The sequence below is a fragment of the Citrobacter freundii complex sp. CFNIH4 genome, assembly GCF_002934505.1.
GTDB lineage: Bacteria > Pseudomonadota > Gammaproteobacteria > Enterobacterales > Enterobacteriaceae > Citrobacter > Citrobacter freundii.
Genome location: NZ_CP026231.1, coordinates 4,556,693 through 4,576,266, shown reverse-complemented (window position 1 = coordinate 4,576,266; position 19,574 = coordinate 4,556,693). Strand labels below are relative to the sequence as shown.

Below are 19,574 nucleotides of genomic sequence, written 5' to 3'. Positions count from 1 at the left end.
AGTTGGTAACAATGGATGGCGGTACCGGCAGACACTGCCAGCTATGACAGTGCCGGGAAAAAACATCGAGCACCGTCACTTTTAACAGTGCTGCAGGAAGGTGTCAGGGTTGCAGAAAACTGACGATGGTATCCGCCAGCCAGTCGAGATCGCTTTCCGTAAAGCCCAGCAATTCACGCGCGGGGTAACGGGTGCGGGCACCGGGTGCCACGGTATCAACCTCACCATACTGGTGAACGCTGGCGATCTCGGCGGTATGCCCGGAGTAACCCACCACGGCGGCGCTGGCGGTACCGTATGCCTTGAGAAAGCGAGCGGTGCGCAGGCGGCGGAACATCTTTTCTTTGCGGGTGGTGGTGCGCTTGGTCTGGTTAAGATGGATCTCAATATAGCGCTGAATATCGCGCTTATAGAACGTGCGCAACGCCCCTTTATCAACATCATAACCGGTGATAGCACGCTGCTCTCCGCGCCCGGTGGTGCGCCAGTTGCTCAGCTCACGGGTTTCATCTTTCCACAGGAATTTAACCCCGCCCTGAGTGCGCAAAATCTTACGGCGGCGCGGTGTATAGCTTTCCCCGCTGGGATTTTTCTGGCTGTTGATGCGCTGCTGCTGGCGTTTGCGCAGGCCAATAGCCACTTCGCGCGTGAGCTTACGGCGCTGGCCCGGTGCGAGCTGCGCCGCCACGGTTGCCAGATAATCATCAAGGGCATGAAACAGCGGATCAACGTTCATTTAGTCCGTCCACGTCTCGCCGCTTACCGTATCTTCAAAGACCAGTGACCAGGCACCCAGCTCCGGCCCCGGCATAGGATCAGCACGGTGATGTATAACCGGCTTACCCTCTTCAACTTTGACAACAACCGCCTCACTGGCCTGAATTTTGATAAGCACGTCCATGGTGGAATTGCTCAGGATATCCGCTTCAAAGGTGATGCCATCGCGGGCGCGGTCAGGGTTGAATAGCAGCTCAGGCTGATACAGGCGCGCCCATGCCAGAATTGGCAGGCTGAGGGAATCCAGCGGCTCAGGGTAATCCATCGCCAGCACCTCAATGGTGTACTCGTATTCAAACGAGGCAGAGCGCTGCCCGGTGCTCACCATGCGCCCCTTCTGTACATACACCGCCAGATTATCAGGGTTGTCACGCAACCATGGCACCGCGTGGCTGATATGCTTGCGTAGTAGATCGGGTTTAAGCATGTGAAGCCCTCACGAAAAAGCATTATCGCAGGCATCCACAGACACCTGCTGGAATGCTTATTCTTCGACAACCGCGCCTTTCGGCAAATCTACGGCACCAAATACCGGGCACCCCGGATAATTATCATCTTCCACGGCATCCAGCACCGACTGAGTAAACCACTCAGTACGCGCGCATTTGTCTGCCGCCTGATAATGGATCAGATACTGATTCTCGCTATTGGCGTATTGAGCGCGGGCCTGAATCTCGCCCCACTCATCGCTAACGCGGATATTCACCAGTTGCGAGAGGCTAAACTTAAAATTCTGCGGTGTAGCCGCATACTGCATTTGCTTTTCCATCACTTTCCCTTACCTATTGAATTATAAGAAGCCTCACAGGCTAATCCTCGGATTCTTGCCTGATCAGCAATTGCCGCCAGCTCTCCCGCTCGCTGGTCAGCGCGGCGGAACAGCTCGGCAAGCAGCTCGCTGCCGGTGGTGCCTGTCGCGCTTTCGCTGGCAGTTGCGGCACGGCGGGCGCGTTCACTTGCTGCCAGTCTGGCGGCGAGTTTTGCGGCTTCGTCATGCAGCCCGTCAGAAACAGCGCGGGCATGGTCAGCATCAGCAGCAGCCTGAGCAATCTGCCCCTCAGCCCTTTTCTCAATCGCATCTATTTCACCCTGTCGGCGTTGTTCTTCAGCTCTGGCTTCTGCCTGCCGCTTTGCCAGCGCGGTAGCATCGTCGGCATCCCGCTGTTTCCATTTAAGTGCCCATGCCGTATTAGCCTGGCTGGCACCAAACCATGAACCAGAAAGGAAGACACCACCCAGAATTAGCGCAACCAGAAGGCCGCGCCAGTGTCGCCTGAGCCAGTTCAGAATCATGCAGGATAAGCCGCGCCAGTGTCGCCTGAGCCAGTTCAGAATCATGCAGGATAAGCCGCATAAGGTAGCTGGAAGTGAGGGCCGTCTTTCAGGGTTTTCCAGTCACCGCCCCATTCAACGGGGATATTCAGCTCTTTTCCCGCCTGTTTGAAGGCTTCGGAAATCTGCTGGTAATATTTCCAGTCCCATGAGCCTGCCGGAGTGGGATACGCAAACACATCAACCGCATGGCCTGAAATATGCCTGCTGTTCATCGTCTGACTTTTCCCCTCAGCAACAAGCTGTTTTTGCCGCTCTACAGTGCGAAGCCCTTCGGTGATACCAAAATCAACGGCAGAAAGTTGAAGGGCGCGGCGGACGACTTTCACAAGGTCAGCGTTAACACCTTTCAGGTTATCTTCACTTCTCTGGCTGAATTTAAATTCACTCATTTCCTTTCGCTCCCCCGATACGGGTTTCAATAAAGCCGGTCACTTTGTTGCGCACCTTGTCAGCCCCCATAAAACCTATGGATGCGCCCATGAAGGTAACGGCATTAGACGGCAAGCCCAGATATTCCAGCGAACCGGCAACCGCCAGCGTAACGATCCCGCAGACCAGTGAACCGGTGGCGGTTTTCAGCATTGACTGACCGTCATACAGACTCATAAGCGCCGAAATGCTCAGCGCAGCGCCTGCCGCGTAAAGCGTCGGCAGATAAGTAGCAATCCATTTCATTGTTTGTTCCAGCATCCCCGTAGGTACGTCGCTCATGGCAACCTCTCAATCCCATAGCTGCACGGTTTCCCGCTGGGTGGGTGGTGGTAATTCGGGAAGATAAACAACCTGCCCGGCACTCAGCAGCGGGCCGCTGTCGCACAGCCCCGGATTGGCTTCATGCACGGCTTCGGTTACTCCCGCCGTCCTGCCGTAATACCGCCAGCAGAGTTCATCAACGGTGTCATCCTGCTGCGCCTGCACGTTCATCAGCACAGCTCCGCAAGGCCGCGATCTTCATTCTGGATATCGCGAATCGACCAGCGAACATCACGCCAGAGCGTATCTATCTGGGTGCTGAGCGCCTGCGCGTGGTCATCCCCTTTACTGGTGGTATCAATATCGCGATACCCTTCAATCAGCAGGGCTTTGGTCAGTGACCAGACGGCATTTTTATAGCGCCAGACCTTCACCGATTCGCCATTCACCGGATCGGCGGGGATCTCCGCCAGAGTCAGATAACCGGCATCAACCTGAACCTGACGCCACAGAAGAAGCTGATCGTTGACGTGGGCCACTGCCTCAATGGTGCGGGACATAAGGCGATCGGTCGTTACCTGCCCGTCAAGGCGCATCGCCCGGCGCAAATCAGCCAGCACGATGACAGGCCAGAAAGGCAGGCTCTCAACCTTTGCGCCGCCATCGTCCGGCGCGGGATCTGATGGCGGTCTTACCGGTTCAGTGGCGACCAGGCTCATACAGGACTCTCCATAAGGCAGGCGGTGGACGGTGTGACGCAGTAGAGGCTTGGCCTTATTACGTCACACCGTGCCGCCTGGTGCGCGGGGGCACATTCGTTATGACTTCGCGTTTTTACGCGTCGTCTTGTTCTTTGCTGCTGGCTTTTCCTGGCTGTTTTTCGGCTTTTTGGCTGCGGTGGTGCGCGGCGCTTTCTCCGGCGCTGCTTTCACGGCCTCTGGCTTCGCTTCCGGCTGTACCGGTGGCGTATCGCCCTCACCTTCTACGCCGCTGGCTGCGGTCAGCTTTTTGATATTGCGATCCAGCAGTTCGATATCACGCGCCACACCAATTTTTGCGTTGAGCCTGATAGCTTCCTGCAAATGCGAGCGGGCAAGCTGCTGGGACTCAACGTCCTGATTAAGGCGCACGGTGTACCCCATGACCTTAAACAGCTTGGCCCTTACCTGATCGGGCATATCTTCATGGGTGGTGATGCCGTTCAGCGCGTTGAGGTTGTCAATGCTCACGCTCGCCTTTGCCGGGTTCGCTTTGAAGGCGGCAAGGATGGGATCGCAAATTTCTTCAACCAGTACCGTGGCGGTGGTGCGCTTGTACTGGTCAGGCATCGGGATTTTATGGCGCAGCACGTACTGACCTATCCGCAGCGCCTGCGCAATATCACCGGCATCCGCCGCCCAGATCATTACGGTGGTGATCACTTCATCCGCCTGGCCTGTATCCGCTGCCAGTGCGCCATCAATCCACGGCAGGTAATCCGGCAGGCGTTCGCTTTTGAGCTTCGCCTTACCGGCATTCGACTGGATGCGGCTTAGGTCGGCTTTATCCATGCGCAAGCGGAAAAGCACCTGCTCGTAGGCTGTTCTGTCGGCTGTTGTCGCCCCGCGATTACTGCGGCGCTCTGCCATCACCCGATCAAAGTGTTTTTGTGCTGGTGTTAACATTTATGCCCCCTGAACAGGCCAGCGCACTGCTGGCCTGCGGCGTCTTATGGTGCTGGGTCTGGCTCGGCGGCGGTGATGCCTTCGATCAGACAGCCATAGCCGTAGTCTTCAATGACGTAAGCATCATTCGAAGAGCTGTACGTTGAGACACGGTTATATTCCGGCTCTTCAACGATGCGGCGACGGTGCCCACCTTCCTGCCAGTAAATAGACAGGTTTTCCCAGGAGGTAATGAACATGCTGCCATCAGGGAAGAATGGCGCGATAAATGACGGCAGGTTGCCGATCGTTTTGCGCGATGCAATCAACTGCCCGGCAAGTGCTTCGGAGTTAGGGTTATTGGTGCTTACAGCGTTGATGATCGGGAATGAACGGTTTACCGTCAGATTACGCCCGGTAATCACCACCAGATCAGGCGAATCCTTGTACCACTCATCCATTAGCGAGTTGACTGCATCAAATACGATGGAGTCATAGTTACCGTAATCACCTTTCGCGATCACCTGATTGGTGTCGTCACGGCTGGTCACGGTGACATCTTTCATCACGCGCTGAGCTGCGTTCGCACGGTACTGCTGGAGCCAGCCGATACCGCAATCCTGCAACAGCGGGTTGGCGGCGCGGTCTGACTTCTCCGCGTAGCTGGTACCGTTGAAGCCGATCATGATGCGATCGAGCGCAATACGCTTGATGATCTGATTGCTGAGGCGCTGCTGAAAGTCCGGGAATTTTGCCCAGGCATCAAGCTGCGTGTACGGCGTAAAGGTATCGGCGTTCACCTTGTTACAGGTGTACTTATTCGAATCCAGCGCCGCCACAGAGGTAGGCTGACGGCGATCCGTGGTGGAATTGTTGGTACTGGATACCGGGCCACTAACACCCAGCCCGATTTTTTCACCGGTCTGATCGTTAACGCCGTAAATGTTAATTTTTTTCAGCATCTCAGACGACTGCTGGATCTTATCCTCAAGCGTCTGCTCAACGCTCGGATCAATGCTGTACGCCTTGGTGATGTGAGCAGCACTGATATGGTTCAGTTCAGCCTGTCGCTGAATGTACTTATCAAACAAATCGCGGGTTGTATTACGCATCTTATTATCCTTTCCTGAGCCTGACGCACTGAGCCTTATCAGCAATCAGCCAGATGTTGAGTTGATTGACCATCGCCGCCAGTTGCAGGCGGGCGCTGGCTGTACTGATCGGCGTCCTGGCCTTTCAGTTTCTCTTCCAGCGCTTTGAAGTCCTTACGCAGACTTTCCAGCTCGGTAGCGTCAGCCTTACCTTTCACCGCAGCGGAAAGCTGGGTTGTGCTGTCCAGCAGCTTGCCCTGGCTCTCGGCAATCGCCTCGATAGCTTCACGGTTTTCACCGTTCTGCTGGCTAAACTGCTGTTGCGTACCGCCCAACAGCGCCTTAACACGGGCAAAGAAGTTTTTGCCTTCATCCTGCGGCGGCTGCTCATCTTCAAATTCCATCGTGGATTCAACGGCGGCGGTGAAGAAACAAGCCGGATCATGCTTACGGGATGCCAGCGGGTTAACGGTGTTTTTGGAACAAAACTCCATCATTTCCGTGCCCAGACTGGCGGGGCTATCGGTACAGGCCAGCCCCATCAGGTAGGCTTCGCCGGTATCTGCAAAAGAGGGATGCACTTCAATGCTGTGATAAATCTTCTGGCGGTTCTTTTTCAGGGCAACCAGATCATCAGTGGCATCAACCTGCACATACAGGCCCATTTTGCCTTTCAGCGGCTCTTCGGTGATCTCCTCTGCCTTGACGGCAATAACATCGCCATAAGCACGAAAATCACTGTTTGGAGAGTAGCCCCGGAGGTGCTCCAGATTGACGCGGGCACCGTATACGGTTGGGTTAAAGCGTTGAGCCATCTGCACAATGTGCTGACGCTCCAGCGTCCGACCGTCGCAGGTAGCACCCTCGACAGCAACGCGAAATGGTTTTGACTTTGGCATGTCGAAATCCCGAATGAGTGAGTGATATTAACCAGTGCCCCTATCATTCCCGCCGCAGCCGAAACGCGCAAAGCGTTGCCGTTGTTGCCGTTTTCCGACAATGACAACCCAAAGCGACGCGCGCGCGGGCGCGGTACTCTGCCAGCATGAAACAGACTTCCCACGATGAGCCACGGATTGCCGCTAAGGTCATGTACTGGCAGGCATACAGCATCACGCAGATCGCAAAATCGATCGGCGTGAGTACCAACACCCTGTATTCATGGCGTCGCCGCGATAAGTGGGACGAGTCCACCGCACTGGAGCGCGTACAGGATCGGATGCAGGTGCGGCTATTACGTCTGACGGAAAAGCCAGACCTGACGGCGCATGACTTCAAAACCATTGACCTGTTAACCCGTCAACTGGTGCGGATGGAGCGCGAAGAGCGCCGCAGCGAAGAGAAGGGGCGCGAGAAGAAACCGAAAAACCACTTTACGGAAGAGCAGATCGGGGATCTGCGCACTTTGGTGCTGGATTCACTCTACGAGCATCAAAAACGCTGGTACAAACAGCGCGAACGCCGCAACCGCTTTATTCTCAAATCGCGCCAGATTGGTGCCACCTGGTACTTTGCCCGCGAAGCGCTGTTACGAGCGCTGGAAACCGGCAACAACCAAATCTTTTTATCGGCCAGCCGTGCCCAGGCGTTCCAGTTCAAGAAGTTCATCCAGCTACTGGCTGCACAGGTTGGCGTTGAGCTGAAAGGCGGCGACGCCATCACCCTGAGCAATGGCGCAACGTTCTACTTTCTCGGCACCTCAGCAGCAACAGCGCAGAGCTACACCGGGGATCTGTATCTGGATGAAGCATTCTGGATCAATAATTTCCTTGAGCTGCGTAGGGTCGCCGCAGGTATGGCAACCCATGAAGGGCTGCGCCGTACCTACTTTTCTACGCCATCCACAGAGGAGCATGAGGCTTACGCATTCTGGACTGGCGACCTGTTCAACAAGGCAAGGCCCAGAGGTGAACGGGTAGAAATAGACGTCAGCCACAAGGCGCTGAAAACTGGCAAGCTGGGCGGGGATGGGATCTGGCGGCAGATTGTCACCATTGAAGACGCGGTAAAACTCGGCTTCAACCTGGTGAAAATTGAAACCATCAAGATGGAGAACTCCCCAGAGGAATACGACAACCTTTACCGTTGCCGCTTCGTCACCGTGGGTGAACGCGCCTTTAACTACAACGCCATGATCGGCTGCTGCGTTGACGGCTTCAACGATGATGTATGGCCCGACTGGAACCCATTCGCACCCAGACCGATAGGCGATCGCGGGGTATGGGTAGGCTACGACCCCAATGGGGGAAGCGGTAATGGTGACTCTGCCGGGCTGGTCGTCATAGTTCCGCCAACGGTGCCGGGCGGCAAGTTCCGCATCATTGAACGCATCCAGCTTAGAGGTATGGAGTTTGAGGAACAGGCAAAAGCTATTGAGGCACTTACTGAGCGTTACAACGTCCAGCACATCGCGATCGATGGCACTGGCGGCTTTGGTGATGCCGTCTGGCAATTGGTAGTCAAATTCTTCCCGCTGGCGGTGAAGTACCAGTATTCCGTACATCTCAAGCGCGCCATGGTAATGAAAGCGCTTATGTTGATTCGTGCCGGTCGTCTGGAGGTGGATGCGGGAATGCTGGATCTCGTCCAATCATTTATGACGGTTCGCAAGGTGCAGAAAGGCGGGGTTATGACCTACGTTTCCGACCGCAAACGCGGCAGCAACCACGGCGATCTTGCCTGGGCATCAATGACAGCTTTGTATAACGAGCCGATCGGCAGCGAAAGCGGCGGCGGTAGTGACAGTTTTGTAGAGGAGTTTTAAACGTGAGCCGCAAAAAGCAAAAGTTTCAGGCCAGACCTCAGCCGGTTGCCAGCGAACAAACCGCAGGCATTGAGTCATTCAGCTTTGGCGACCCGGTAGCCATCACCGATCGCAGCATGTTGCTGGATTGCATGGAGTGTGCTGATAACGGCGTATATTTTGAACCACCGATCAGCCCCTACGGCATCGCCCGGATGTTTGATTCAACGGCCTATCATCAGTCGCCGCTGGTCTTTAAGCGCAATGTGATCACATCCTGCTACATCCCTCACCCGCTACTGAGCAGGCAGGAAATGAGCGCGTGGGTGCTGGATTATCTGGTATTCGGCAACAACTACATGGAGGTGCGCCGTAACATGCTGGGCGAACCTATCGCGTTGAAACATGCCCAGGCTAAATATACCCGGCGCGGCAGCGACCTGAAAAAAGATCAATACTGGTTTATCACCCGTCGCGATGCAGACTACCCATTCAAGCCGGGCAGCATCTGCCAGATAAAAAACCCCAGCATTCACCAGGAGATCTACGGCGCACCTGAATACATGGCCTCGTTACAAAGTGCCATGCTCAACAGTGAAGCGACCATGTTCCGCCGTAACTACTACATCAACGGCAGTCACGCCGGGGTAATCGTCTACCTGACCGACCCGATCGCCAACAACAAAGATGTTGAGAGCCTGAAGAAGTCATTGAAGGATGCACGCGGCGGCGGCGCTTTTAAAAACCTGTTCGTATACGCAGCAGGCGGGAAGAAAGACGGCTTGCAAATCCTGCCATTCAGCCAGATAGCGGCAAAGGATGAGTTTACCGGCATCAAGGACGCAACGCGGGATGATATGCTTGCCGCGCACCGCGTCCCGCCTCAACTGATGGGGGTGATGCCAGGCAACGCCGGGGGGTTTGGTGACGTTGAGAAAGCCGCCCGCGTCTTCTCAATCAACGAGCTGACGCCGATACAAGAAAGCCTGAAAGAGCTGAATGACTGGCTGGGCATTGAGGTGATCCGCTTCAACCCTTACGCCCTCGCAACCCCATCAACAGCCGCCTGACCATTCAAAAAGATTGATGCCCCACCCTGGCAGAGGGTGAGCGCAGCCAGCCCGAAAGCCAAACGCCATATAAGCCCCTCAGCGCCACGCTGGCAGGGGCTTTTCTTTTCCACCCCCTCACCTGACCACCTCGCAATCACATCCAAACAGAGCCGCACAGACGCGAAAAGCGGCATGAACAGGTATACCCTCCTTACCCCCTCAGCGCGCGATGGTTCCCCCGCCTCGCCCGCACACAAAACCCCCGTCTTTTTGTGCAAACTTGCAAATCACGGCAAGCCCCGCCGCATCAGGGCTTGCCTGGTAAAATTACCATCAAAAAAATTGTGCAAATATGCGCGTAATTTTGCACCAAAAACGCGCACTTTCTGAAAACGAGTACTTAACCGGCGTCAACCTCATTGAGCGCCGCCATAATTGCCAGCCTCTCAGCAGGCGGTAACGCCGCATATTTCGCGCGCCAGCGCTCAACTTTCCGCTTAATGCGGCTGCGATCGTTGTAATCTTTGCCAGCAAAAGCGTGGGAATATGCCCGACCTTCGCCGTAGTTCATCCAGATTTTTTCTGTTCTCACCCCGCCGCGCGTCATGGCCTGAAATTCCATACTGCGCCAGCCCGTTAACGTTTCGTCATAAAGCTGCGACGGGTAGCCAGACAGGATCACGCTGACGTTTTCCGGCAGGCTCATGAGGCAGGCTAACAGACGCTCATGATCGGCAACGGTATATTCATGACGGTAGCGGGCGCGACTGGTGCGCGTTTCTGGCAGATAGGGAGGATCGGAATAGACCAGCACGCGGCCATGTTGAGTAAAGTCTTCTCTTTCCAGAAAGCCTACAGCATCTCCGTGATAAAGATGCAGCGGGGGCGGAGTCTCTCCCATCTCTGCCCAGCGATTCCGCGTTAATTTGAAGGCATTTTCATCGACATCAATTCCAATCGTCCTGGCTGCGAGTGGCTTGTAAAACATTACCGCACCACTGCCCAGATGTGTTTCAATGTAGGTATCATGTGGCGGCATTTCAGCAATAATCTTTTGATAAACCCCACTCGCCGCTTTACTTCCCAGATAGCTCATAACTTTCTTGCTCCAAAAAAACAAATCTGCAGCACCGCCAAAAATGACGGCGCTCGATAGAATGGCCAGCACAGCCAAAAGTGACCATGGCAGACCAGCGCTCTCACAGCTTCATCAGGTTTTTGATCACAATCCTGGTGACAAGGCTGTTGGTCTGCTTAGCTTTTTCCAGGATATAAGTGCAATGCTGGTCTTTAAGCTCCTCTGGGTTGACACATTGCCCCGCCCCATGCTCAACGGTTACTGATCCATTGCCGTTATAAACAATGTGCCCTTCTGCGTCGTACCCTTCGAAGTAGCTGATATAACTTGATTTCATTTTCGCTCCTTAGCATCAATCCCGGCTTTTTCGCTTAGCCGCCTTCTTCCAGCGCGTGACCAGGTCACACACCGCCATGTATTCAGACGTCGGTTTATCTTTCTCACCGGCACGCCATGCCTTCACTTCCTGCAACCGGCCATTGCTCATGGCGATCAGTCCACCGCCATGGCGAACGCGGGCGCCGCCAGCAACCGACCTCACAACGTCATCGCTGACGAAAATCCTGCAACTACGCAGCTGAGCGCCGATGCTGGCGATGGTTTCCTGGCTGACGCCGTCTTGTTTCGCAGCATCCCTTTGCTGTACCTGTCGCAGTGCCGCTTCGGCTTTTTTCTTCTGGTATTCCGCAACTGCGGCAGCATAGTTATCCGCACGCCGCTCCGCTTCGGCCCGCAGCTGTTCGCGCCAACGCTGTTCTGCCTCTTCCGGTGTCAGGCTCATATCTTTCGCAGCGGCCACTTTTGGCCCCCACGTCAACGCAGTTTCATCATCAACAGACGTGCGCAGGCCGCGCGCGGTACGCTCGAAGGCTTGATCTGAGCTTTCGCGGCCAGAGTTTTTCAGTCTGCTGGTGATTTCCTGCCGCTGCTGGCGTGAATATCGGCGCAAATCTTCGATATTCAGCGGAAGTTCTGTCATTTGACTGTCCGGGTGATCAATACCGGCATGCATCGCCGGTTTTGACGGTGTAGTACCAGCTGGCACCGCCACTCTTAACGGTGGTTTTTCGTCCGTTTCGGAGCGCCCCGTACAGTTATTGACAGAACTCCGAGGGGCCGCTGCGCGGCCTTCTAAGGTCAAAATCTCGACCGGCGACGGCTTACGCTTCGGCACAATTTTGTAATCGGTGGTGCGGGTAAAAATGACTGATTCGTTGCCCGTATACGGGCAATAGACGCCCGTAATTTTGGCGACCGTGTCACCATAATCATTACCGTTTTCGGTGTACTCATAGTTAAGGCGAACGCGCAGACAATCGCGCGCGACAAAGGGGCCACCCTGAGCGTTGGTGTATCCCGGCCAGTCTGGCGCATCGGCTGCTGCACGCGCGGCTTCAAGTTCCGGATGTAATACAAGCTCGCGACTACCTAACCGGCGCAATTCGCGCCAGGTGGTAACGGGAGCGCCGCCAATCTGCTGAAACTGGCGGATGTTCCAGCGTGAAGCCCAGGCGCGTACACGTTTCGCCATCTCCCTGACCGGCTGGCCTGACTCAAGATCCACCTCACCATCCATGCCGTAGCCATCGATGTTTTTCGAGATGTATTTCGCGATATAGCCCGTTGCAGACCCAAATTGCTCGTCAATCGGCGTAACGGTAAAACGGTGCTCTGAAGCACCTTTCTCGTTACCGTCCTCTTTCATGGCGTGTTTGCGGAAAATGGCGGTTGCATAATCCACCTCTTCAGGACGCAGGAACAACAACAGATGCCAGTGCGGGGTAGAGTCATGATGTGGTTCGGCTACACGAAAACCAAACGTGCGAATGCCTTCGCGACCCCATTTAGCGCGCACTCTGGCCCAGACTTTACAGAGGTATTTCTGTGTCTGACGTGGGCTGACATCGCGATATTTGTCGTTTCTTCTGCCTGAATTAACATGCGTGGAGTGGTAGCGTGACGGAGCTGTTAGTGTGTAGAACATGCCTACCAGCCCCATTTCGTTAGCCAGATCCTCAAATCCACGCATGCGCACCATCAGTTCATGACGAGCAATCTTAGGATTGGAAACGCTCCCCATAACCTTATCCAGCAATGAGCTGCGTTCGCCGGTGTCCTGATCTTCCAGCTCCATCGCCTGGAGGTATTCGAAGTTCGCCTTTTTCTGGGCTACCCATTCCCTGAAGCAAGGATCAGAGCAATAAGGTGAAGCCACCTTGCTGACATAGCCTGTCGCTATCATGAGATGTTCGCGCCAGCAATCATGTATGCGGCGAATTTTGCCCAGCCACCATTTTTCCGAGTGAAGCCTTCCGGCTGCTCGCAAAGCCTCGTCGGCATCCAGCTCTTCATCGCAATAACGTTGCCAGCCTGGGATTGCGATATTGAGCGTTGTCGCCTTGCTGGCTATGGCTCCGTAGGCATAGAGCGAGGAAAATTCCAGATCAGCTGTTTGTTCATACTGAAAATCAAACTCGCGCATAAACTCGCTTTTCATCAGATTCGCAAGTTTATACGCCAGTCTTTTCAGGCGTTTTTTGTCCGCCCACGGCAACAGGTGAAAGTCATCACGCAGCGGTAAAAGAATTGCAGGAAGCGTACTTTGTGGCAGGTATTGCGCATTTACCGCATCCACGCGACGTAAAACATGGCGTTCGAACGTACTGAACAACCAGCGCATTACATCTTTTGGCTTGTTACGATCGAGGTTTTCAAGATGCTGGGCGAAGCGCTTGCGGATAAATGCCGGGAGACTTTGCACCCTGCGGCGGAGGTAGTTAGCACGGCCTTTGCGGTCAAATGCCTCTCGTGCATCACTCTCGCGCGGGCGCATGGGGGCACGATAAACAGCATCAACAAGATCACCATAGGCGAGCGCCTTGCGCTCACCTTTTGGGGTGAGATATTCAATCGCTGAATCGTCGGCTTTGTTGGGATTGATGGCCTGCCGTCTGGCGTTCCATTCCCAGGCTAACGCGTTGAGATCAGACATAGCTCACCGTTGCCATGTAAGACTTTATGAACGTTGCCGCCGCTTCGATATTGATAGCGTTGCCGTAGGTGCGCAGCTTTCCCACTCTGGCGGAAACCCCATTAGCCAACGGGAATGATCCGGATCTAACTGGCCTCCACTTTCCATCTCTGCAAAAGAGCCAGTCAGCAGTTCCCCAGACGCCGTTAACCGGACCGGGCCTGCTATCTGCGCTGCCACATCCAGCGTATCCGTTGACAGCTTCCCGTGCCGCATCCTGCCCCCCAGATACCCACCCTTTCCATCCCTCGCAGCAGGGGTGGGCCAGCCCGCAAGACAGGCAAAGTCCTGTAAGTTCGACTGCCGACCAGCCAGCTTCCTGGCGATCACCTTCTCGGCATCCTGATAAGCGTTCTTCGTATTGCTCGCGGTTGGTGTCGGCCAGCCAGTAAGTACGCTCCCGGATGTGCGGCGCACCGACGCCCGCAGACGGAAACGCCGACGCCCCGAAGGCATAGCCCAAACTTTCCATGTCAGTTTGTACAAGGTCGATCCAGTCTTCAGCATCTTTACTTGAAGACTGTTCGCCAAATACCACGACAGGGCGGCGCTGGCCGATAAGCCAATGTGCGGCGGGCCATAAGTGCCGCTCGTCAGCAAACCCAAGTCCCTTGCCTGCCGCGCTGAAAGGCTGGCATGGGCATGAAGCTGTCCAGGCTGGACGGTCATCAGGCCATCCTGCACGACGCAGTGCGAGCGACCAGCCGCCGATTCCAGCGAAGAAATGGCATTGTCTGAAACCTTTAAGGTCATCTGGTGTTACATCCTCAATTGAACGTGTATCAACAACACCTGGCGCGATATGGCCGGCGTCGATCAGATTGCGCAAATGCTGCGCGGCGTGGGGATCGATTTCGTTGTAGTAAGCAACCATGCGGACCACCTAAACATTCACGGTGTCGCCGGTCTTAACCTGACGAGCATCTTTTTCGGTATTGCAGATAACGGTTGTCTGGCTGTAGCCACCCCAGCTCGACACCTCTACTTCGACGATCCAGAAATCACGGTATGGACGAACGTCGAGTACGCGAGTTACTACTGCATCAACGGTGTTCATCAGAATGGCAACTCCTCGTCAGGGTCTTCTTGAAGGAGTTGCAGCCGCACAAGACGACCTCTCTCAATGCCCTGATCGTCGCTGCCTATACCGGATACACATGATCTGGAGATTGGAACGTTTGCATCCAGGATGAATGCCCTAAAATCAATCAGGGTGAAGGTGTGGTATTGCTGACGGCCAGTTATGCGGTAAACCATCGCTGTTACTGCGGTGCAATCTCCAGACTCTTCGGCGGGATCTACCGCCATCCAGACAGGCTTGCTCATCAGAACGGCACTCCATCATCAAACCCGTAAAATGCCGCCTGGTGCCAATGCACCCACAAATCTTTGAGGCCCACTTTTTCCGCAGGGCAAAGCCAACCGATTTCAATCTCGCCTATGGTTGCGAAAAGCATATTCAGACTTTGGATACCGTCGTCTTCATGCCTGACCAACTGGCACAACATAGAATCAATGACCATCACGCCACCTCTTTAAATTTGCGAGATATGCGGAGTACACCGATCACCTCGCCAGCCATATCGCGACTTTTGGCACTCACGGAACGGCGGACACTCAGGGAGTGAAGCTTGAAGGCGGAATAAATTTCGCGAGTTTCAGGTGTGTCGCTGTTTGAGATGATCGAGCGGGTGCCATGCTGGCGATTGACATCCAGCAAGGCTTTAACCAGCTCACGATGATCGTCCAGGGTGAATGGTTTGCCGTAAGCGGTGAAGTTGGCAGTTTCACTGGCTGGAATATATGGTGGATCGCAATAAATCACCGCGTCATGAGCGAGTTGCATAACGTCAGGGATAGAATGCCGGAAATCACTATGGATAAAGACCGCTTTTGTATCGCTGGCCTTTTCGGCGAATATGCGCACTTCCTTTTCAGGAAAGTAAGGCGCGGCATATTTACCAAATGGAACGTTAAATCCCCCCCTCAGATTAGTGCGATACAGCCCGTTAAATCCATGGCGGTTCAGATACAGAAATAATGCTGCATACAGCAAAGCCTGATCAGGCCTGGAGGTATCACTCCACTGCATGGAGTTAAAAAGCGTCCTTCGTGCGTAGTAACGATCTTCGGTGTTATCGCTATGAAACATCGATCTCGTGATGTTGATCAGGCGTTCGGTGTCAGTCGTGACCACACGGAAGAAATTGATCAGCGCGCGATTGCTGTCGCAAAGAATGTATCGGCGATAATCCGTGTTCAGAAACACAGTTCCGCTGCCAACGAATGGTTCTATCAGGCAATCAGCTTTCGGCAAATGCTTCAGCAGCTGCGGCATAACGCGAGCTTTACCGCCCGCCCATTTAATTGGTGATCTGATCATTATCTTGCCCTCACAACGATTCGAGGTGTGGGGAGGTCAGGCGCTGCCAGATCTCGCAAACCTGCTCAGCCTGATAGGCCGCATCTGTCAGGGTGTAACGTACAAGGGCGTTTCTCGCATGAGGTACATATCCTGTGACTCCGGCGAGATCCAGAAGGGAACGAATGCAACGGAATTTTGTACCATCGGGGAAAACTCCAGAAACCTCAGTGCGTTCTACGGCATACCGCAGCGATACTAATTTTTCCGGCGTATCTTTAAACCAGACAAATAACGGGGCGCATTGGTGTTCAGTGTTATTGACAATGAAGGCCGCAAGGTCGCACAGTACATCTTCTTCATGTTCGCTGGCGCTCATCAGCTCAGCCCGCCAGTGAGAGTCTTTCTTCATCCACTCAAAAGCGGTTTGAATGCTGACTTTCCCCTTTAATCCTTTCACTGTCCGGACGTTGATCGGAGCATAAAAGCTCTCCCCAATCTGGCCTGTTGATGGTTCAAAGAAGACGGCTTCAATGGCACACAGAGGTGAAGACAGCTTCTCGCTAATGTTTAATAAATCGACCATTAAATGATTCATGATTTGTTATCCTCATTGATGATTAATTCGCGGCTGACGATCCACCGCTCGACTGATGAATAAATCTCTTCTGGTGTGGCGCTTTCCTTTTTCAGCTGGCCGACAAAAATACGAAGCAACCCCAAAAGGTGAGCGCGTTCGTGTTTTCGTGCATTGGTGCTTATCTCTACAAACTCCGGATCACTTATTTCGCTATCCAGCTTTATTGACTTAATCGACATGCAACCTCCTGAAAAAGGCAAAACGAATCCCCGGCAAAATGAATGCCGTTAATTTAAGCCTTCTTAATTAGTGGTTAGGGCGAGGTTTTCTTTTAACTTGTTTAAACAACCTTTCGTGCCAGTAATAAAGAAAATCAATAAAAGTCATTCGCGCCCGCGCATGATTCCCGCGAATTGTTTTTTCAAGACCATAAATGATTAAATCAATTGATGGGCTGTCAGGAGTTACAACAATGCGCGCACCATTTTTTAAATTAACAGTAAAGCCTTTCTCCGCGTTTTCTACCGCTTCGCGAATAAGCATTTCCCGTTCCCACGATGTTTTCTCTTCTGTAAACATATAAACCTCATGGTTTGTTTGGTGGCATATATGGTTCAGCAACTACATCCAGTTCTGCCACTCTTTTAGCGGCATAGACCAGCTCGTTATCACTCAGGCCAAGAAGCGATTGAATCCGCAGTAGCGCAAGTTCCGCCTTTGCCACTCTAACTCTTCGAGCTTTCCGCATTGCTTGCTGGGTAGCTTGCGAAAGCTGGTGCGCTCCGATCAGACTCATTTGCAGCCACACTTTTTAAAAAGGTGGATTACAGCACTCAATAAACCCTTATTTATTTTTGCCGTATAAACAAACGGTTTATTCATTTCTTTAATAAAACGAACCTTATTAGGTTCTGGCTTAAAGAAACGTCCGTCAGGAGTTTCAATCCATCCGCGAGTGTTACTGTAATGCGTAACCTGACAACCATGCTTTAACAGGCTGGCAAGTGACGGCGTGTTATCGTTCATAAAATGCCCCTATTACAATTGTCTTCGCGCCTTGCGCTCCACTTCTTCACGTCGAGACCTAAATTCAGATAATGCTTTATCTTTTTTCTGGTTTATCTTTTTACAGTGCATTCTTATCAGGATCTGAATCAGGCTCAAAACAAACACGGCAAAAATAAAAAGCCCGATAGCCATTTCAAGTTTCATTTCTTCCACCATTTTTTAGTTTATCAATGGTTCGCATTGCTTCGGCTAAAGCAAAATCACGCCCTAAATAATTTCCATTATTTAACACGCTATATGCCGTTTTCATCGTAATAGCATTGCGCGGGCATTTATGAATGGTGAAGCCACGATAAATATAACTATGGCGGCTTAATTGTATTAACTGGCCCGTCATCTCATCGACTCCTTACAGACCAATCCACAACAGCCAGGCATCACGCTGCTCTTTCGGGCGGTTGTAATACGCATCACGCATCGCGCGGTTGAACTCAGGAATGTAGATCCAGTTTTCAGCACGAGCGCCCAGGCTTTCCGGGTTCTTCCATGGGATGATCGGTAACTTACCGTCTTCAATCATGCTCTTAACCGTGGCGGGCTTCTTGCCGATCAGCTCAGCAAATTTCGGGTACGGAACCGCGTCAACAGCATGACGCACTTCAATGAACCCCTCTAACTCTTTGTCTGTCATGTGTCATAATCCCCATTGGCGCTAGGCGCTTATTTCGGCTTGTAACTGCTTAAATTGGCAGTTATCAAGGGTAGAAATCACCACCCTTAAGGAGAATGTTATGGTAGAGATATCCACCCCGTCAAGTGGCATGGGTGAAAAAATTCGTGAGATAAGAGATGCGGAAGGGCTAACCAGACAGCAATTCTTTGAATTAACAGGCATACCTGCTGGCACTCAAAAATATTATGAGACTGGAAGGGTTGAGAGCATCGGGAGCGATATCTTGCTCAAGATCACGCAACATGAACGATTCGTTAAATACACGCTGTGGCTGATGACAGGTAACACCGCCCCAGACGCCGGACAAATAGCACCGGCTCTCTCTCTTGATGGGCCAGAGGCTGCGGCAACATCGCGCCGCTCCGCCCGCAAAACTGGCTAACGCTGCACCATGATTTCATTGACTGGATAGATTCACTTTCACTCTGCAATACCGGAGGGCTTCGCTATGTCGATTAAGAAGCTCGAAGGTGGTCAGTATGAAGTAGACGTATGGCCTCGTGGGCGTAATGGAAAACGCATCCGCAGGCGATTTGAAAAGAAACAAGAGGCGGTTCTTTTTGAGCGTTATGTATTGGCTAACGCTGATAAAAAAGAATGGCTTGGCGCGAGCGTAGATCGCCGCACGTTAAGCGAGTTGTTAGATACCTGGTGGCTGCTGTATGGGCAGACTCAGGAAAATGGCGAGATAGAAAAGCGGCACCTGAAAAAGACAATCAGGGCGCTTGGAGATCCAGCAGTTAACCGGCTTGATAAGCGCACCATCGCCCGACACCGCAGCCAACGACTGGATGACGGGATTAGCGCCGCAACGATCAACCGGGATATATACCGTTTTTCCGGCATGTTCAGCACGTTGATTAAGCTGGATGAGTTCAGGAAGGAGAATCCTTGCAAGGGATTGGAACCACTGAAAGAAGCGCCGCCAGCTATGACCTATCTCGCCAAATCAGAGATCAGCAAGCTGCTGGATACCCTGACCGGCGATGATCGGCGCGTGGCGCTGTTATGCCTCAGCACTGGCGCACGTTGGGGAGAAGGCAGCACCCTGCGAGGTGAGCAGGTTAACCATGGGCGTGTGACGTTCCTCAAAACCAAAAACGGGAAAAAGCGAACGGTTCCAATATCGGCAGAGCTGGAGAAGGAGATCAAGACCAGTGACACCGGGCCATTGTTCAAAGTTGATTATGAAAACTTCTGCGAACGGCTCAGGCAGGTTAAACCAGACTTGCCACGCGGGCAGGCTACGCATGTGCTCCGGCACACGTTCGCGAGCTGGTTCATGATGAACGGGGGGAACATTATCGCGTTACAGCAGATTCTGGGTCATGCGAGCATTCAGCAAACGATGGTTTATGCTCACCTCGCCCCCGATTACCTGCAACACGCGGTGACGTTAAACCCACTTGGCGGCGGGCTGGCGGTGTGACAATGTTGTCTACATCTTG

General features: G+C 53.3%; 30 protein-coding genes. 4 read left to right on the top strand and 26 right to left on the bottom strand.

Annotated features, from left to right (window positions below; all coding sequences use genetic code 11):
- Positions 1-103: 103 nt before the first annotated feature.
- The 11 genes from C2U41_RS23445 to C2U41_RS23395 form a co-directional block, all read right to left on the bottom strand.
- Positions 104-736, bottom strand: coding sequence for a phage virion morphogenesis protein (locus C2U41_RS23445; RefSeq protein WP_060568737.1), 633 nt, complete (start codon positions 734-736; stop codon positions 104-106).
- Positions 737-1,204, bottom strand: a complete 468-nt coding sequence (locus C2U41_RS23440; RefSeq protein WP_103848525.1) for a phage tail protein — start codon at positions 1,202-1,204, stop codon at positions 737-739.
- Positions 1,205-1,261: 57 nt separating this feature from the next.
- On the bottom strand, positions 1,262-1,546 hold the full coding sequence (locus C2U41_RS23435) for a hypothetical protein (RefSeq protein ID WP_063922335.1): 285 nt from the start codon (positions 1,544-1,546) through the stop codon (positions 1,262-1,264).
- Complete coding sequence (locus C2U41_RS23430; protein WP_103848535.1) at positions 1,546-2,070, bottom strand: DUF2514 family protein; 525 nt, start codon at positions 2,068-2,070, stop codon at positions 1,546-1,548. Before C2U41_RS23430 ends, C2U41_RS23435 begins: the two co-directional genes overlap by 1 nt.
- A gap of 41 nt (positions 2,071-2,111) precedes the next feature.
- A complete protein-coding gene (locus tag C2U41_RS23425) occupies positions 2,112-2,501 on the bottom strand; it encodes a M15 family metallopeptidase (RefSeq protein ID WP_103848524.1) in 390 nt (129 codons plus the stop codon).
- The gene (locus tag C2U41_RS23420) at positions 2,494-2,823 is read right to left on the bottom strand and encodes a phage holin, lambda family (RefSeq protein WP_103848523.1); all 330 of its coding nucleotides are present in this window, start codon (positions 2,821-2,823) and stop codon (positions 2,494-2,496) included. The genes C2U41_RS23425 and C2U41_RS23420 overlap by 8 nt, the downstream gene beginning before the upstream one ends.
- Positions 2,824-2,832: 9 nt before the next feature.
- A complete protein-coding gene (locus C2U41_RS23415) occupies positions 2,833-3,036 on the bottom strand; it encodes a tail protein X (protein WP_001514728.1) in 204 nt (67 codons plus the stop codon).
- Complete coding sequence (locus tag C2U41_RS23410) at positions 3,036-3,524, bottom strand: head completion/stabilization protein (protein WP_001514727.1); 489 nt, start codon at positions 3,522-3,524, stop codon at positions 3,036-3,038. Before C2U41_RS23410 ends, C2U41_RS23415 begins: the two co-directional genes overlap by 1 nt.
- A 99-nt stretch (positions 3,525-3,623) precedes the next feature.
- The gene (gene gpM, locus C2U41_RS23405) at positions 3,624-4,469 is read right to left on the bottom strand and encodes a phage terminase small subunit (protein WP_103848522.1); all 846 of its coding nucleotides are present in this window, start codon (positions 4,467-4,469) and stop codon (positions 3,624-3,626) included.
- A gap of 44 nt (positions 4,470-4,513) precedes the next feature.
- Positions 4,514-5,560, bottom strand: a complete 1,047-nt coding sequence (locus C2U41_RS23400) for a phage major capsid protein, P2 family (RefSeq protein ID WP_101360959.1) — start codon at positions 5,558-5,560, stop codon at positions 4,514-4,516.
- 38 nt (positions 5,561-5,598) lie between these two features.
- Positions 5,599-6,438 carry a GPO family capsid scaffolding protein gene (locus tag C2U41_RS23395; RefSeq protein ID WP_103848521.1) on the bottom strand — a complete coding sequence of 280 codons (840 nt, stop codon included), beginning with the start codon at positions 6,436-6,438 and terminating at the stop codon, positions 5,599-5,601.
- A 146-nt stretch (positions 6,439-6,584) separates the two neighbouring features.
- Between C2U41_RS23395 and C2U41_RS23390 the strand changes: the two genes are divergently transcribed.
- Together C2U41_RS23390 and C2U41_RS23385 are read left to right on the top strand one after the other, a co-directional pair.
- Positions 6,585-8,303, top strand: coding sequence for a terminase large subunit domain-containing protein (locus C2U41_RS23390; RefSeq protein ID WP_103848520.1), 1,719 nt, complete (start codon positions 6,585-6,587; stop codon positions 8,301-8,303).
- Between the two features lie 2 nt (positions 8,304-8,305).
- A complete protein-coding gene (locus C2U41_RS23385; RefSeq protein WP_060568730.1) occupies positions 8,306-9,352 on the top strand; it encodes a phage portal protein in 1,047 nt (348 codons plus the stop codon).
- 382 nt (positions 9,353-9,734) lie between these two features.
- Here C2U41_RS23385 and C2U41_RS23375 read toward each other — a convergent pair whose 3' ends face one another.
- The 15 genes from C2U41_RS23375 to C2U41_RS23310 form a co-directional block, all read right to left on the bottom strand.
- On the bottom strand, positions 9,735-10,430 hold the full coding sequence (locus tag C2U41_RS23375) for a DNA methylase (RefSeq protein WP_103848534.1): 696 nt from the start codon (positions 10,428-10,430) through the stop codon (positions 9,735-9,737).
- Positions 10,431-10,533: 103 nt separating this feature from the next.
- Positions 10,534-10,749, bottom strand: a complete 216-nt coding sequence (locus tag C2U41_RS23370; protein ID WP_103848518.1) for a hypothetical protein — start codon at positions 10,747-10,749, stop codon at positions 10,534-10,536.
- 15 nt (positions 10,750-10,764) lie between these two features.
- Positions 10,765-13,404 (bottom strand): replication endonuclease, encoded by a 2,640-nt coding sequence (locus C2U41_RS23365; protein WP_103848517.1) that lies wholly within the window; start codon positions 13,402-13,404, stop codon positions 10,765-10,767.
- Positions 13,397-14,317, bottom strand: a complete 921-nt coding sequence (locus C2U41_RS23360; protein WP_103848516.1) for a DNA cytosine methyltransferase — start codon at positions 14,315-14,317, stop codon at positions 13,397-13,399. Before C2U41_RS23360 ends, C2U41_RS23365 begins: the two co-directional genes overlap by 8 nt.
- Positions 14,318-14,326: 9 nt before the next feature.
- Positions 14,327-14,500 (bottom strand): hypothetical protein, encoded by a 174-nt coding sequence (locus tag C2U41_RS29540; protein ID WP_181013968.1) that lies wholly within the window; start codon positions 14,498-14,500, stop codon positions 14,327-14,329.
- A complete protein-coding gene (locus C2U41_RS23355; protein WP_103848515.1) occupies positions 14,500-14,769 on the bottom strand; it encodes a hypothetical protein in 270 nt (89 codons plus the stop codon). The genes C2U41_RS29540 and C2U41_RS23355 overlap by 1 nt, the downstream gene beginning before the upstream one ends.
- Positions 14,769-14,966, bottom strand: coding sequence for a hypothetical protein (locus C2U41_RS23350; protein WP_103848514.1), 198 nt, complete (start codon positions 14,964-14,966; stop codon positions 14,769-14,771). The genes C2U41_RS23355 and C2U41_RS23350 overlap by 1 nt, the downstream gene beginning before the upstream one ends.
- Entirely contained in the window at positions 14,966-15,826 is an 861-nt protein-coding gene (locus tag C2U41_RS23345) for a DNA adenine methylase (protein ID WP_233901276.1), read from the bottom strand. The genes C2U41_RS23350 and C2U41_RS23345 overlap by 1 nt, the downstream gene beginning before the upstream one ends.
- A gap of 10 nt (positions 15,827-15,836) precedes the next feature.
- Positions 15,837-16,403 carry a 3'-5' exonuclease gene (locus C2U41_RS23340; protein WP_103848513.1) on the bottom strand — a complete coding sequence of 189 codons (567 nt, stop codon included), beginning with the start codon at positions 16,401-16,403 and terminating at the stop codon, positions 15,837-15,839.
- A complete protein-coding gene (locus tag C2U41_RS23335; RefSeq protein ID WP_048998574.1) occupies positions 16,400-16,624 on the bottom strand; it encodes a hypothetical protein in 225 nt (74 codons plus the stop codon). The genes C2U41_RS23340 and C2U41_RS23335 overlap by 4 nt, the downstream gene beginning before the upstream one ends.
- A 67-nt stretch (positions 16,625-16,691) precedes the next feature.
- Positions 16,692-16,964 carry a hypothetical protein gene (locus tag C2U41_RS23330; RefSeq protein ID WP_016155219.1) on the bottom strand — a complete coding sequence of 91 codons (273 nt, stop codon included), beginning with the start codon at positions 16,962-16,964 and terminating at the stop codon, positions 16,692-16,694.
- 213 nt (positions 16,965-17,177) lie between these two features.
- On the bottom strand, positions 17,178-17,411 hold the full coding sequence (locus tag C2U41_RS23320; RefSeq protein ID WP_016155217.1) for a phage filamentation protein Fil family protein: 234 nt from the start codon (positions 17,409-17,411) through the stop codon (positions 17,178-17,180).
- Between the two features lie 12 nt (positions 17,412-17,423).
- Complete coding sequence (locus C2U41_RS29535) at positions 17,424-17,597, bottom strand: hypothetical protein (protein WP_168188465.1); 174 nt, start codon at positions 17,595-17,597, stop codon at positions 17,424-17,426.
- The gene (locus tag C2U41_RS23315; RefSeq protein WP_103848512.1) at positions 17,587-17,790 is read right to left on the bottom strand and encodes a DUF4761 family protein; all 204 of its coding nucleotides are present in this window, start codon (positions 17,788-17,790) and stop codon (positions 17,587-17,589) included. Before C2U41_RS23315 ends, C2U41_RS29535 begins: the two co-directional genes overlap by 11 nt.
- Positions 17,791-17,802: 12 nt before the next feature.
- Positions 17,803-18,084: a Cox family DNA-binding protein gene (locus C2U41_RS23310; RefSeq protein WP_032969839.1), complete on the bottom strand. Its 282-nt coding sequence runs from the start codon at positions 18,082-18,084 to the stop codon at positions 17,803-17,805.
- A 100-nt stretch (positions 18,085-18,184) separates the two neighbouring features.
- Here C2U41_RS23310 and C2U41_RS23305 point away from each other — a divergent pair, with 100 nt between their 5' ends.
- On the top strand, positions 18,185-18,508 hold the full coding sequence (locus C2U41_RS23305; protein WP_103848511.1) for a helix-turn-helix domain-containing protein: 324 nt from the start codon (positions 18,185-18,187) through the stop codon (positions 18,506-18,508).
- 66 nt (positions 18,509-18,574) lie between these two features.
- Entirely contained in the window at positions 18,575-19,555 is a 981-nt protein-coding gene (locus tag C2U41_RS23300; protein WP_001514704.1) for a phage integrase, read from the top strand.
- Positions 19,556-19,574 lie beyond the last annotated feature (19 nt).